At 50.2% G+C, this 13,949-nt stretch carries 13 protein-coding genes; 9 read left to right on the plus strand and 4 right to left on the minus strand.

Features of this window, described 5'->3' with window-relative positions; all coding sequences use genetic code 11:
- Positions 1 to 10 precede the first annotated feature (10 nt).
- Complete coding sequence (locus tag TK45_RS12170; protein WP_131259102.1) at positions 11 to 691, minus strand: YggS family pyridoxal phosphate-dependent enzyme; 681 nt, start codon at positions 689 to 691, stop codon at positions 11 to 13.
- 47 nt (positions 692 to 738) lie between these two features.
- Between TK45_RS12170 and TK45_RS12175 the strand changes: the two genes are divergently transcribed.
- From TK45_RS12175 to TK45_RS12190, 4 genes are all read left to right on the plus strand, one after another.
- Positions 739 to 1,776 (plus strand): type IV pilus twitching motility protein PilT, encoded by a 1,038-nt coding sequence (locus TK45_RS12175; protein ID WP_131259103.1) that lies wholly within the window; start codon positions 739 to 741, stop codon positions 1,774 to 1,776.
- Between the two features lie 9 nt (positions 1,777 to 1,785).
- On the plus strand, positions 1,786 to 2,898 hold the full coding sequence (locus TK45_RS12180) for a PilT/PilU family type 4a pilus ATPase (protein ID WP_131259104.1): 1,113 nt from the start codon (positions 1,786 to 1,788) through the stop codon (positions 2,896 to 2,898).
- A gap of 339 nt (positions 2,899 to 3,237) precedes the next feature.
- Positions 3,238 to 6,180, plus strand: a complete 2,943-nt coding sequence (locus TK45_RS12185; protein WP_256372537.1) for a TonB-dependent receptor — start codon at positions 3,238 to 3,240, stop codon at positions 6,178 to 6,180.
- Positions 6,181 to 6,280: 100 nt separating this feature from the next.
- Positions 6,281 to 6,586, plus strand: coding sequence for a DUF2007 domain-containing protein (locus tag TK45_RS12190; protein ID WP_131259106.1), 306 nt, complete (start codon positions 6,281 to 6,283; stop codon positions 6,584 to 6,586).
- On the opposite strand, the gene TK45_RS12195 is transcribed toward TK45_RS12190, so the two are convergent.
- From TK45_RS12195 to TK45_RS12205, 3 genes are all read right to left on the minus strand, one after another.
- A complete protein-coding gene (locus TK45_RS12195; RefSeq protein ID WP_217350835.1) occupies positions 6,568 to 6,984 on the minus strand; it encodes a phosphate-starvation-inducible protein PsiE in 417 nt (138 codons plus the stop codon). The two genes, TK45_RS12190 and TK45_RS12195, sit on opposite strands and share 19 nt — an antisense overlap.
- A 102-nt stretch (positions 6,985 to 7,086) precedes the next feature.
- Positions 7,087 to 7,848, minus strand: coding sequence for a 3-hydroxybutyrate dehydrogenase (locus tag TK45_RS12200; RefSeq protein ID WP_131259107.1), 762 nt, complete (start codon positions 7,846 to 7,848; stop codon positions 7,087 to 7,089).
- A 60-nt stretch (positions 7,849 to 7,908) separates the two neighbouring features.
- Entirely contained in the window at positions 7,909 to 8,547 is a 639-nt protein-coding gene (locus TK45_RS12205; RefSeq protein ID WP_131259108.1) for a hypothetical protein, read from the minus strand.
- Between the two features lie 105 nt (positions 8,548 to 8,652).
- Here TK45_RS12205 and recO point away from each other — a divergent pair, with 105 nt between their 5' ends.
- From recO to relA, 5 genes are read left to right on the plus strand one after another with little or no spacing between them, the layout of a single operon-like run.
- Positions 8,653 to 9,345 carry a DNA repair protein RecO gene (gene recO / locus TK45_RS12210; protein ID WP_165490777.1) on the plus strand — a complete coding sequence of 231 codons (693 nt, stop codon included), beginning with the start codon at positions 8,653 to 8,655 and terminating at the stop codon, positions 9,343 to 9,345.
- A complete protein-coding gene (pdxJ, locus tag TK45_RS12215) occupies positions 9,342 to 10,076 on the plus strand; it encodes a pyridoxine 5'-phosphate synthase (RefSeq protein ID WP_131259110.1) in 735 nt (244 codons plus the stop codon). Before recO ends, pdxJ begins: the two co-directional genes overlap by 4 nt.
- Positions 10,073 to 10,453 (plus strand): holo-ACP synthase, encoded by a 381-nt coding sequence (acpS, locus tag TK45_RS12220; protein ID WP_131259111.1) that lies wholly within the window; start codon positions 10,073 to 10,075, stop codon positions 10,451 to 10,453. Before pdxJ ends, acpS begins: the two co-directional genes overlap by 4 nt.
- Positions 10,453 to 11,787 carry a 23S rRNA (uracil(1939)-C(5))-methyltransferase RlmD gene (rlmD, locus tag TK45_RS12225; RefSeq protein ID WP_131259112.1) on the plus strand — a complete coding sequence of 445 codons (1,335 nt, stop codon included), beginning with the start codon at positions 10,453 to 10,455 and terminating at the stop codon, positions 11,785 to 11,787. Before acpS ends, rlmD begins: the two co-directional genes overlap by 1 nt.
- A 4-nt stretch (positions 11,788 to 11,791) precedes the next feature.
- Positions 11,792 to 13,948, plus strand: coding sequence for a GTP diphosphokinase (relA, locus tag TK45_RS12230; protein ID WP_131259113.1), 2,157 nt, complete (start codon positions 11,792 to 11,794; stop codon positions 13,946 to 13,948).
- Position 13,949 lies beyond the last annotated feature (1 nt).

Consider the following 13,949-nt stretch of genomic DNA (forward strand, 5'->3'; position numbering starts at 1 on the left):
CTCCTTATTTTTAGCGTTGGCCAAATATCGCTGTGCCTAATCTTATCATAGTGGCTCCGCAAGCAATGGCTTGTTGCCAGTCGCCGGACATGCCCATGGACAGCGTATCTACACTGTCATATTTGGTCTTGAGCCGCTCAAACAAGGCATGCATGCGTAAAAATTCTTGCTGGCGCAGGGCGTCATCGTCGGTATTACTGCCGATGGTCATCAAGCCACGCAAGGTCAGATTCGGTAATTCGGCGATTTTCTCTGCCAACACCAGCAGTTCTTGTTCATCTAAGCCGGACTTGCTGGCTTCATGGCTGATATTGATTTGAATTAGTACGTTTAAGGCTGGCAGGCCCGCCGGGCGTTGCTCGCTGAGTCGTCTGGCAATTTTTTCCCGGTCGACTGATTGCACCCAGTCAAAATGTTCGGCCACTAAACGGGACTTGTTGGATTGCAACGGACCAATAAAGTGCCACTGAATGTCCGACAGGTGTTTCAATGCCTGGATTTTATCGACCCCTTCCTGCACATAATTTTCACCAAACTGTCTTTGACCGGCCTTATAGGCGCTTTCGATGTCTTCGGCTGGCTTGGTCTTGCTCACTGCCAGCAATTGGACGGATTGCGTAACTCCGTGATCTATTTGACAATTTTGTATGGCTAAATATACCGAATCAAGGCGTTTTGGTATTGTGTTCATAGTGCAACTAAGGTTGTATAGGCAAAAATTTACCATCCGGAGTGGTTATGGATATTACCGAACTTTTAGCATTCAGTGTCAAAAATAAAGCCTCAGACTTACACCTGTCGGCCGGCTTACCGCCGATCATTCGGGTCGATGGTGAAATGCGAAAGTTGCAGGTCGACCCGCTGGATCATAAACAGGTACACGCGCTGGTTTATGAAATCATGAATGATGGTCAGCGCAAGGAATATGAAGAAAATCTCGAGACTGACTTTTCCTTTGAAGTAAAAGGATTGTCCCGCTTCCGGGTCAATGCGTTTGTGCAAAACCGTGGGGCAGCGGCAGTATTACGGACTATCCCCAGTCAGGTACTGACGCTGGATGAATTGGGCGCGCCGCAGATTTTTAAAGAGATCATCAATCAGCCTACGGGTATCGTGCTGGTTACCGGCGCAACCGGTTCAGGTAAATCGACCACCCTCGCGGCCATGATTGACCACATTAACTCGCACAAACGCGAGCATATTCTGACCATCGAAGACCCCATCGAATTTGTGCATGAAAACAAACTGTCGCTGATTAACCAGCGCGAAGTGCATCGTGATACCCACAGCTTTAATAACGCACTGCGTAGTGCGCTGCGTGAGGACCCGGATGTGATATTAGTTGGTGAGTTACGGGATCTGGAAACCATTCGACTGGCTATTTCCGCGGCGGAAACCGGCCACCTGGTATTCGGTACCTTGCACACCAACTCGGCTCCGAAAACCATCGACCGGATTATCGATGTATTCCCGGCGGAAGAGAAAGCCATGGTACGCTCTATGTTGTCTGAGTCATTGCGGGCAGTTATCTCGCAAACTCTGCTGAAGAAAATCGGCGGTGGTCGGGTCGCCGCCCATGAAATCATGTTGGGTATTCCGGCGATTCGTAACCTGATCCGTGAAGACAAAGTGCCACAAATGTATTCGGTGATTCAAACCGGTCAGCAACATGGAATGCAAACCATGGATCAGTGTCTACAACGCCTGGTTGCCAGTGGCCAGATTACCGCACAAGATGCTGCGGCGAAGTCGATTGATAAGAAACCATTATTCTAGGAGCCTGACGTGGATTTAAATCCGTTTTTACAACAAATGGCGCAAACCAACGCGTCGGATTTATTCGTCACGGTCGGTTTCCCGGTCAGTGCCAAAGTAAACGGGCAAATGACACCGTTTACCCAGCAAAACCTGACGCCTGAACAGGCTCTGGCATTAGTCCAAAATGCCATGAACGATAAGCAGCGGCAGGAATTTGATACCACCCGTGAATGTAACTTCGCCATCGCCCGCGATGGTGTCGGACGCTTCCGGGTTAGCGCATTCTGGCAGCGGGATATGCCTGGCATGGTCATTCGCCGCATCGTCACACAAATCCCGCAGGTGGACGATCTCGGTCTGCCCCCCGTGCTGAAAGACATCATTATGGCCAAGCGTGGTTTGGTTTTGTTTGTTGGTGCTACCGGAACGGGTAAGTCCACCTCACTGGCAGCATTGATTGGCCATCGTAACCGCAACTCCCGTGGTCATATTCTGACCATTGAAGACCCGATTGAATTTGTCCATGAGCACGCAAATTGCGTTGTGACACAGCGTGAGGTTGGCATCGACACTGAGTCGTTTGACCATGCCCTGAAAAGTTCATTACGCCAAGCGCCGGATGTGATTCTGATTGGTGAAATCCGCTCCATGGAAATCATGGAATATGCCATGTCATTTGCGGATACCGGTCACTTATGCGTGGCGACTTTGCACGCGAACAACGCGAACCAGGCGATTGAGCGAATCATGCACTTAGCGCCGAAAGAGCAGCACGACAAGTTGCGTTTTGACCTGAGCCTGAACATGCGCGCGATTGTGGCACAGCAACTGGTACCCAGAGCCGATGGTAAGGGGCGAATTGCCGCAATCGAAGTGTTACTTAACTCGCCGTTTGTGCGGGATCTGATTCAGCGCGATGAAATTGGACGCCTCAAAGAAGCCATGCAAAAGGGCAAAGAGCAGGGCATGCAAACCTTCGATATGGCGCTGTATGAGCAATTTAAACAAGGCATTATCACCATGGAAGAAGCCCTTCACCATGCAGATGCGCCAAACGATCTGCGCCTGATGATGAAATTGGACGACGGTGACGGTACCGGCCTCGGCTCGCTCAGCGGTGTCTCTATCGATATGGACTGATATACAAGTAATTGAAAAAAGGCCTGCAATAATTGCAGGCCTTTTTTATTTCGTTGGGAAAATATATTTCAATGTTTTTCAAAGTGTAATTATTTATTTTATTAATTTATTAAATGTGTGAATTTTTGTTAATGAAAACAATTTAATTTACATGTCGAGTATGTTTGTTACACGTTTAATTATTCGCGATGTTGAATCCATAAAATATAAGGAGTGAAGTGGGAGTGGGTGCTGAGGTTGTTAATGATTTAATAATTAAATTTATATTATGAATTATTAAGGCGCCTTCATTTCTTATTAAAATGGAGACATAAAATGAAATTCTCATTTAAAAAACATATGCTCGGTGCGGTAATTGCCTCGACACTTGGCTTTTCTGCGGCAGTAATGGCTGATACGGGTGGGTTGAAAGTTAGAATTACTGATGCAAACGGTAATCCTGTTACTAATGCAAAAGTGATGGTATCTACACCGGAAAGTCTGGGTTCAAAAGAGGCAACAACCGATGCAGAAGGTTTCGTACGGTTGGTTGGATTATACCCCTCTGCTAAATATACGCTCGTCGTCGAAGGTAATGGTTATCAAACATTAAATGTCGATCAGGTTAAAGTCGTATCTGACAAAACATTCTCGCTGAACTATGTATTGAATTCCGATCAGGTTGAGAAAATTGCTGTCACTGGTAGCCGCAATTATGCGCAAATTGACACGACTTCGTCGGCGGTAGGCGTTGATATTACTCTTGACCTGACTGAGTCATTACCTACACAAAGAAGTTATCAAAGTTATCTACAAATAGTACCGGGTGTAAAGCCTAGCCCGGGTAACAATCCGTCATCTAAGTCGGGCGTAAACTATTCCGATATTCCTGACGCTCGCACAGGAAGTGCCGGGAGTTCGTCAGACAATGTTTATTATATTGATGGTGTAAACGTCACTGATAATTCATCCGGTACTTTCGGTGCAAATTTCAACTCTGAAATTATTCAGGAACAGCAAGTGCTGACCGGTGGTATTCCCGCTAAATATGCTGGAGGTGCAGGACTTGTGTCCCGGGTCATTACTAAATCTGGTAGCAACGATTGGCATGGCTCGGTGAACTACTACTTTCAAAACGATAGCCTGGTGTCTGATTACAAGCACGAAGAGCAGGAAGAAAAAACGTTCAGTAACTATGACACTGCGATCACGTTGGGTGGACCAATTATCGAGGATGAGTTGTGGTTTTTTGCCTCATATCAGGTCAAAAATGAGCAGCAGGATGTGCCAGATATTATAAATGGTGGCGTCGCACGTTCTGTCGAGAGAGACGAAAAGCTGGGCTTTGCAAAAATAACCTGGCAGGCGACCGATGCGGATCTTTTGACTCTTACCTTTTTCAATGACCCCACTGATATCAGTGGTACTACCGATCCCAATACGCTGAATAATCGAGACACCGCACGTAAGCAGGGTGGCAATAATTTTAAGCTGGATTATTCCCATACTTGGGACAATCTGATTCTTAATGCAGGTTATAACTCGCATAAGTCCGAATTGTCTGATGTGGCGGCGAATCGTGATACCCGAAATAACGTGGCATTTCTAACTGGAAGTCCTTCGAAACAGGATACGCAGTTGGGAGGTGATGGGCAGGATGTGGAACGTCATCGCGACAAAGACGGTTTTTACATCAATGCAGAGTACTTCATGTACACCAACTATGGTGACCATACTTTTGAAGTGGGTTACGAATATGAAGAAAACCTGAGTTCCAGTTTCCAAACCTATACGGGGGATGGTGCGCAATACGCCTCGGTGAATGATGGCGATGCCGGTATTACGCTGGGCGATTACTTTGGCACAGGTTGGACGGGGTCGCGTAGCATCTCTTCCACGGATTTGGCCAGAATCAAAACCGCAATCCAAAATTCAGACGATGCAGCTCGTTACACCACCCTACTCGATACTAACACTGATGGCAGTATCTCGGATGATGAATTACGAGCGTTACAGTTTTCCAGTACCGCAGGCAATCCTACAGGTGATGTCAACGTGTACCGTATTGTATTGGAAAATGCCTCGGATCTGCGATTCAAAAGCAAAGGTCATGCTTTCTATTTACAAGACAACTGGACCTTCGAGAACCTGACTCTGACTGCCGGTGTGCGTGCAGAGAAATGGTCACACTATGCATCAAATGGCGAAAAGATTTTTACGTTTGATTGGGAGTATGCACCTCGATTGAGTGTTATCTATGACCTGTTTGGTGATGGAGAAAGTAAGGTCTGGGCGTTCAATGGTCGATACTATGATCCGATTCGTACCAATATGACGTCCTTTGCCGGTAACTTCTCAGACACAGTTCGCAACGAGCAAGTTTTCGTTGACGGAGATTGGGTCACATTTCGCAGTCGCGGTGCCGGAGACGCGTTATTTGCGCCGACGACTAAAACACCTTACACCGACGAAATCATGTTGGGTTATGCCCAAACCTTGGGTGACAACATGACCCTGTCGGTAACCTATACAGAACGTGAAACCAGAGACATTCTGGAAGACTATGATTTGGGTCTGTATGCCGAGGGTGGTGATTATGCTGGTACGGGATTCCAATTGCCCCTGCATTACTTCGGATTTGATGAAGTTCCTCGCACCAACTATGTGATTGGCACGTTGGAAGGTGGTGTACGGAAGTATAAAGGCTATGAAGTGACGTTCCGTAAACTCCGCAGTGATAATTGGCAGATGCTTGCATCCTTTACACATAATGATGCCGAAGGGAACACCAATTCAGACAGTAATGCTGACTTCCAGGGCGACTGGGCTGCATTGGATCCGCGGGCACCGAATCAATACGGTAAGCAACCGGGGAATATTGAAGATCAATTTAAAATTGCTGGGTCTTACTTTTTCGATAATGGCATCGAAGTTGGAGCTGTGTATAACTGGAACTCTGGCGTGCGTTATAGCGAAACGTGGGAAATCTACGGTCGTCACCTACCCTACATGGTGGAAACACCATATGAGTACTGGGGTCTGGAAGATACCTACATTCGGGAAGGGGCAGTCGGCTCTCACACAACCCCTTCATACGGCACTCTTGATCTGCGCGTGAAATACACGATGGATTTCGACCAGTACAAAGCGGAATTCTTCCTTGATGTATTCAACGCGCTGGATGATCAGGCGGTTGTGCGTGAACAAGATCTCTATGACGGTGATGGCACGTTTGACTTTGGAGATGCCATGGGTTGGGTTGAACCTCGTCGCTTCTATCTTGGTGCCAGACTCTCTTTCTAAGTCCTTCCCTGGACGACTTGGAGCCCGCCTCGGCGGGCTTTTTTATTTCTTTTGAACAGGTAATACTCTCGTTATTGATAAATCGAACCCTGGTGTATTGATGCACTGTGTTTTGCGAAGCGACGATTTATTTGTCATACAGCGAGCTAAAGATGTGCTAGAGGCAAAGGGCATTACCTGCCTGATTAAAAATCAGTTTGCCTCAGGCGCGATGGGTGAAATCCCGCCGCAGGATTGTATCCCGGAGCTGTGGCTGCTTGATGAAAGCTGGGCGCCCCGGGCTGAACGGATTTTGGCCGAACTTGATGAGCGCCCACAACAAGGCGCCTGGCATTGCCCGCAATGTAGGGAGCTTAACGAGGCACAATTTGCCATCTGCTGGAATTGTCAGGATTCTCGTGATTGATTTTGCGGAGCACGACTTTTCTCAATACTGTATTTGTCTTTCACGCTCATAATCAGCGCGGCGATACTCAGCAGCAGAATGCTGCCTGCTTCATAAAGCAGCACGATTTTATCAATCTCTTTATTTTGCAGGATGATTAAGCGGCTCAATGCGGTCATGGCGATGATAATCGGCAGGGTGACCGGAATACGCCGGCTGGTGTAATAAGCGGAAATCATGCCGATCACCTCGGCATAAATAAATAGTAACAACAGGTCGCTTAACTCGACTTTTTGATTGCGCACCATATGCACGATTTCGGTGCCCACCGCGAACAGGGTGGCGATCGCTATCAGGATCAGCAGAACCTTTTCTGTGCCATCAATCAACCCCGCCATTTTTGATTTGTCTGGCTGCATGCTCTGCACTCCTTGGTGAATTGTCATTTTCAGCATAAGGAGTGGTGTGCAACATGTAAACTGTTTCTGGCACCCGACCTTATAGCCGGGGCCAACAGGCAATTAGCGGGCGGTCCAGCCGCCGTCGAGTATCATGGTTTGTGCGGTAATATTGCGCGCGGCCGGGCTGATAAGAAATTCGCAGGTACCGAGTAATTCCTCGATGGTAATAAACGCCTTTTTCGGCATAGGCTCAAGCATGATCTTGTCAATCACTTCCTGTTCGCTGATGCCATGGCGTTTGGCTTGATCGGCAATTTGCCCCTCTACTAACGGGGTTTTTACGTAAGCCGGGCACACGGTATTGATGGTGATGTCCTGGCTGGCAAATTCAAGCGCCATAGTTTTACTGAATCCCAATAAGCCGTGTTTAGCCGCGATATAGGCGGACTTATACGGCGAGGCTATCACCGCATGAATGGAACCAATATTGATAATCCGGCCAAAATTTCGCGCCTGCATCGCTGGCAAAAAAGCCTGGGTGACGCGCGCTACGCCGACCAACATCACCTGAATCAGCTGATCCCATTTGTCCATCGGGAAATCCGCCAGTGGTGATACATGCTGAATACCCGCATTGTTGATCAGAATATCCACCGGCGTATCCTGCAAGGCGAGCACAGCGTTGTCCACGTCCTGCGAACTGGTGACATTCATCACCATCGCACGGCTGTCGGCCTGCAGCGCCTGAAGCTCGGCGGTCATGCTGCTAACCGCTTGTGGATTGAGATCGGTGGCGATAACCCGAAATCCCTTTTGCGCGAGTCCTTTGGCGATACCGGCACCTATGCCACTGCATCCGCCGGTTATTAATACTGTTTGCATAATTGTTCCTCTGCTTGATGCTGCCAAGATAGCAGAGCAAGGGCGCAGAAAAAGCTGTACTTAAGTATTAGGCAGCGCGCGGATACGCTCGGCAAAGCTTTCAAACGTCGCGTCATCCGTAATAATGTCCATCACCTGTTCATTGGCCATATGGATCAGTTCCGCTAATTGCGGAGACAGGCTTTGTAGCTGAGTGAGCATGATTTCCACTTTATTGAGATCTTTTTGTAAATCCCGGTAAGTCTGACCAAAACGATGATTAAGGTGCAGTGTATCGGGATCATTGCCGGTTTGATTACGCGCCCGATCGATTAAATCCAAAGACAACCGGTAATTGGCAATATGCTGTTCAATGCCCTGCAACACCCGCTTAGCGGCAAGGTTGAGTGTGGGGGTGAGATTATCGACTTGCTCACGCAGGGAACGGTACGAGTCTGGCGCGGGGGAATACAAATCAAACGAAGGATACACTTTGTCCGCTTCGCCAATCATCTCGAATACGAAGAACAATTGAGGTATGTGAAGTTCAGGTTCACGGGTTACTGCCGGCGTGAGTAACGGACGAATTTTGGCTTCCCACTCAGCCAGTTCCTGATTAGCGACGCGAATGCGTCGTTCGGTCTCATTGCGGGGTTGGTCCGCGGGTAAACAGCCACTGATCAGCATGGCAGATAACAATAAACTGGCAATGATTCGCATGGGATAGACTCCTTTATCTCACGGCTAACGGGCTGATTCTCAGCGACTTTTCAACAAAGCCTAGGGTATAATCACAGTCATTGACGGGTAAAGCGAATTCCTTCATTGCAGCAGCCGCAACACGCCTACATTTTGCATAAACGCGCCTATCGGGAGACCAGCTTTCTGGTTGACGCCTTTAGTCGTGAGCAAGGCAAAATCAGTTTTGTGGCGAAAGGGGCGCAGCGTGGCAAAAGCCAGTGGCGCTCGTTACTGCAGCCGTTTCAGGCGCTGGAAATAACGGCCATTGGTAAAGCCAGCTTAAAAACCTTACAAAGTTGTGAAGGGGCTGCACTGGCACTGCGTCTGTCAGGCGATGCGTTGTACTGTGGAATGTATCTTAACGAGGTACTGAACCGTGTCCTGCATCCGGAATTGCCAATGGAAGGCTTGTTCGATGCCTACGTAACGGCGCTCGACGCGCTCAATCGTGGCGACGCACAGCAACCCGTATTGCGTCAGTTTGAACTGCGCTTGCTGGATGAAATGGGCTATGGTGTGAGCTTTGACGTAGATTATCAGGGTGATCCGTTGCGACCCGGGCAACACTATCGCTTACTGGAAGAACAAGGCTTTGTACCTGTGATGCCAATGCGCGGCAGTTTAACTGGCGACGTATTAAACGCCATTGCTGAGGGCAATTGGGACGCGCAAGCACTGTCCGCAGCGAAACAGCTTTGCCGTACTGCATTAAAACCGCTTGTCGGGGAGAAGCCCCTGAAAAGTCGGGAATTATTTATTAAGAGAGTGACGACATGAAAGAACTTTTGCTGGGGGTCAATATTGACCATATCGCGACTCTGCGCAACGCGCGTGGCACGTCTTATCCGGACCCAGTGCATGCCGCGGATATCGCCGAGCGTGCCGGTGCGGATGGCATTACCGTGCACCTGCGTGAAGATCGTCGTCATATTACCGACCGGGATGTGCTGTTACTCAGCCAAACCCTGAATACCCGCATGAACCTGGAAATGGCAGTAACCGAAGAAATGCTCGGCATCGCCGCGGATATTCAACCGGCCTTTTGTTGTCTGGTGCCCGAGAAACGCGAGGAACTGACCACCGAAGGTGGGCTGGACGTGGTGGGGCAGCTGGCGAAAATCAGCCAGGCGGTACATCGCCTGCAATCCCATGGCACGATTGTGTCGTTGTTTATCGATGCCGATCACAGCCAGATCGATGCCGCCAAACAAAGTGGCGCGGAGTATATTGAAATTCATACCGGTGCCTATGCCGATGCAGAAAACGACGCCGCACAGCAAGCGGAACTAGCGCGCATTGCCGAGGGGGCTCGTTATGCCGCCAGCATCGGCTTAAAGGTCAATGCCGGGCACGGCTTGCACTACCATAATGTAAAACCAATCGCCGCGATCCCTGAATTTATTGAACTGAATATTGGCCACGCCATTATCGCGCGGGCCGCATTTGACGGACTGGCTAACGCAGTGGCCGATATGAAACGCCTGATGCTGGAAGCGCGCAGCCAATGAGTATTGTGGGGTTAGGAACGGATATCGTCGAGATTAACCGTTTTGATATGCCTGATGAGCAGCGTGAGCGCCTGGCCAAGCGGGTATTAACTGAATCTGAGCTGGCGATTTATCGTCAACACAAACAACCGGTGCGCTATCTGGCCAAACGTTTTGCGGCCAAAGAAGCGGTGGTCAAAGCCGCCGGACTGGGCATTGGCAATGGCATTAGCTTTCAACATGCCGAAATCAGCAATTTGCCCTCCGGCGCACCGCAGTTAATGGTCAGTGGTGCGTTACAATCTTGGTGCGAAAAGCAGGGCGTGTCGTCAATTCATTTAAGCCTGTCCGACGAGCAGCATTATGCTGTCGCGACCGTGATACTGGAGCGTGGCTAATGGCGCAGATTTTTAAACCTCAGCGCAAACCTAAAGCACAGGTAGCCAAACAGGCCCGTGTCCGCATCGATGAATTAGATCATCAGGGGCAGGGGGTGGCACGTGCACACCAACCGGTATTGTTCGTCGAAGGCGCGTTACCGGGCGAGCTGTGCGACGTCACGATCACCCGTCAGGCCAGTGGTGTGGCGTTTGGCAAAGCAAAGAAACTGATTGAGACGTCGCCCCAGCGGGTTAGCCCATTTTGTCCTCACGTTGAACAATGCGGAGGCTGTCAGACCCAGCACGTTGAGTCGTCAGCATTGCAGCAAACGCGTCAACGGGCGATTGGTGAATTAATTCGCCGCAGCACGGGCAAGGCGCCACAGTGGGCCGAGACGCTCAGCGGTGAGGAACAAGGCTATCGTCGTAAAGCGCGTCTGGCCATCGACAATCAACACAAAGACCAGTTTCGCATTGGCTTTCGTGCGGCCAACAGTAAACAGGTGGTCAGCATCGAGCAGTGTCCGGTGTTGGTTACCCGCTTACAGGCTATTTTCCCGGCCGTTGTTAGTTGTGTGAGCTCGCTAAAAGGCAAGAAGGCGCTGGGTCATGTGACGTTACTGGCGGGTGATGAGCAGATTCAGCTGTGTCTGCGGATTATTCGTGAATTACCGGCGCAAGATTTGCAAAACTTACAAACACTGGCCAGCGAGCATAACTTGCAACTGGTGTTACAGCGCGATGACGCGCAATTTGAGTGCATCAATGGCGATAGCACCCTGGTGCACTATGCGCCAAAAGAGGGCATCAGTCTGGCAATTGGCGCGGATGATTTCGTGCAGGTAAATGGTGTGCTGAACCAGAAAATGGTCACGCAGGCGCTGGATTGGTTAACCCTGAACGCCGACGACAAAGTACTGGATTTATTCTGTGGGGTCGGCAATTTCACCCTGCCTATCGCCACACAAGCTGGCAGTGTCGTGGGTGTTGAAGGCGCGGATAGCATGGTGCAGCGCGCCGAGCGTAATGCCGAGCGTAATCAGATTGAAAACGTGCGCTTTGTGTGTGCTGATTTGGAGTCTGAGAGTTGGACCAAACAGGCCGATATTCGCCGTTGTAACAAGGTGCTGCTTGATCCCGCGCGGGCTGGGGCGCAATTCGCCATGCAGGCACTGAGCCGGATAAAACCGCAGCGTATCGTCTACGTAAGCTGTAATCCTGCGACCTTTGCACGGGATGCCGGTGCGCTGACCAAACAGGGCTATCGCCTTGAAAAAATCAGTTTAATCGATATGTTTCCGGGTACTGCCCATAGCGAATTAATGGCGCTATTTATACCCAACAGGGAGTAATCTCGTGGTTTCGATCCGTAATGTACACCATCAGGCCAGCCTGCCATTTGCACAATGGCTGCAGGATTTGTCGATTTCCGATGAATGCCGGCAGGCCATGCTGGCGCTGGAGCAAAAACACCCGATTCCGGCCATGGGACGGGAAATGGTGGAGATATTGCTCGAACTGCATATGGATGATGAAACCCTGCAAGCGGCGCTGATCCTGCCCCTGATCGAACAACATAAATGGCCGGAAGAGCGCATCGCTGAAGACTATGGCGCCGCCGTTGCGCGATTACTGTCTGGCGTCATGCGCATGGATGCCATCCGTACCCTGCATAGCAGTAAAACCGGCAAATCCAGCGAGAGCCAAATCGATAATATCCGCCGTATGTTGCTGTCCATGGTGGAAGATGTGCGTGCCGTGGTGATTAAACTGGCTGAGCGTATTTGTCGTCTGCGTCAGGTCAAGAAAGCCGATGAAGAAACCCGGGTACTGACGGCGCGTGAATGCGCGAGTATTTATGCACCGCTGGCAAACCGGTTAGGCATCGGCCAACTCAAATGGGAATTAGAGGATCTGTCATTTCGTTATTTGCATCCGGATACGTATATGCAAATAGCCAGAATGCTGGATGAACGCCGCGCCGATCGCGAGCAGTACATTGAGGATTTCGTTGAGGACTTACAGCAGGAATTGCACAGCCAACAGGTACAGGCGGAAGTCTATGGCCGACCTAAGCACATCTACAGCATCTGGAAGAAGATGCATAAGAAAGATTTGGGTTTTGAGCAGTTATTCGATATCCGCGCGGTGCGCATCATTGCCGAGCGCTTGCAGGATTGTTATGCCGCTCTGGGGATCGTTCATTCCCGCTTCAAGCATATTCCCCGTGAGTTCGATGATTATATTGCCACCCCTAAACCTAATGGATATCAGTCGATTCATACCGTGGTGGTCGGCCCGGAAGGTAAGTCGGTAGAGATTCAAATCCGCACCCAGCAAATGCATCAGGATGCGGAACTGGGCGTGGCAGCGCACTGGAAATACAAAGAGGGCACGGCTGGCAGCCGCTCCAGTTATGATGAAAAAATTAACTGGTTGCGCAAGATTCTGGCCTGGCAGGAAGACATGGTCGAGCAGGGCAGTATTATCGAAGAACTGCGCTCTCAGGTGTTTGAAGACCGTGTGTATGTGTTTACCCCCAAAGGCGATGTGGTGGATTTACCGTTGGGTTCCACACCGCTGGATTTTGCCTATTACATTCACAGCAATGTCGGCCATCGCTGTATTGGCGCGAAAGTGTTTGGGCGTATCGTGCCCTTTACCTATCAGCTACAGACCGGTGATCAGATTGAGATTCTGACCGGCAAGAAAACCAACCCCAGCCGCGACTGGATGAATCCCAATCTGGGTTACGTGCACAGCTCGCGAGCGCGGGCGAAAATTCATACCTGGTTTAAAAAGCAGGATCGGGATAAGAACCTGCAGGCCGGTAAGGACCTGATGGAGAAAGAATGTCAGCGCGCGGGGATCCCGCTAAAAGATCTGCCCCATGCGCTGGATAAATTTAATATGGCCTCGCTGGACGATTTGTATGTGGCAATCGGTGCCGGCGATGTGCGGATTAACCAGCTGCTTAATTTCCTGCAGCAGCGCAATGCGCCGCCGCCAGAGATGGATCCGCGCCTGCGTAAAAAGACCGCGGTGGATACCAGCGAGAGCGCCGATGCGGTGCGGGTGGAAGGCGTTGGCAACCTGATGACCCAGTTGGCGCGGTGCTGTCAGCCATTACCCGGCGACCCTATTGCCGGTTATGTCACTATTGGCCGAGGCGTGAGCGTGCATCGTCAGGATTGTGAACAGCTGGCACATTTGCTCGATCAGCACCCGGAACGTCAGATCGATGTCAGTTGGGCGCGTCGTCCCCGCGCCAATTTCGAAACGACGTTAGAAGTGATGAGTACTGACCGCGACGGACTACTGCGCGATATCACCACGGTGCTGGCCAATGACAAAGTGGCGCTGCTGGCGGTCAATACCCATAGTAACCGCCGTGATAACACCGCCAGAATCAGTCTGCGTCTGGAAGTAAAAGATGTGGAATCGCTGGAAAAACTCATCGGCAAGCTCGACGCGATTAACAGCGTCTTTGCAGTGCGCCGTACGGAGCACTAGT

Origin of the sequence: Bowmanella sp. JS7-9 (assembly GCF_004329715.1) — a bacterium.
GTDB classification, from domain to species: Bacteria; Pseudomonadota; Gammaproteobacteria; order Enterobacterales; family Alteromonadaceae; genus Pseudobowmanella; species Pseudobowmanella zhangzhouensis.

Coding starts and splice junctions, on each gene's coding strand:
- TK45_RS12170 (WP_131259102.1), bottom strand. CDS start 691: ATGAACACAATACCAAAACGCCTTGATTCGGTATATTTAGCCATACAA.
- TK45_RS12175 (WP_131259103.1), top strand. CDS start 739: ATGGATATTACCGAACTTTTAGCATTCAGTGTCAAAAATAAAGCCTCA.
- TK45_RS12185 (WP_256372537.1), top strand. CDS start 3,238: ATGCTCGGTGCGGTAATTGCCTCGACACTTGGCTTTTCTGCGGCAGTA.
- TK45_RS12190 (WP_131259106.1), top strand. CDS start 6,281: ATGCACTGTGTTTTGCGAAGCGACGATTTATTTGTCATACAGCGAGCT.
- TK45_RS12195 (WP_217350835.1), bottom strand. CDS start 6,984: ATGCAGCCAGACAAATCAAAAATGGCGGGGTTGATTGATGGCACAGAA.
- TK45_RS12200 (WP_131259107.1), bottom strand. CDS start 7,848: ATGCAAACAGTATTAATAACCGGCGGATGCAGTGGCATAGGTGCCGGT.
- TK45_RS12205 (WP_131259108.1), bottom strand. CDS start 8,547: ATGCGAATCATTGCCAGTTTATTGTTATCTGCCATGCTGATCAGTGGC.
- pdxJ (WP_131259110.1), top strand. CDS start 9,342: ATGAAAGAACTTTTGCTGGGGGTCAATATTGACCATATCGCGACTCTG.
- acpS (WP_131259111.1), top strand. CDS start 10,073: ATGAGTATTGTGGGGTTAGGAACGGATATCGTCGAGATTAACCGTTTT.
- rlmD (WP_131259112.1), top strand. CDS start 10,453: ATGGCGCAGATTTTTAAACCTCAGCGCAAACCTAAAGCACAGGTAGCC.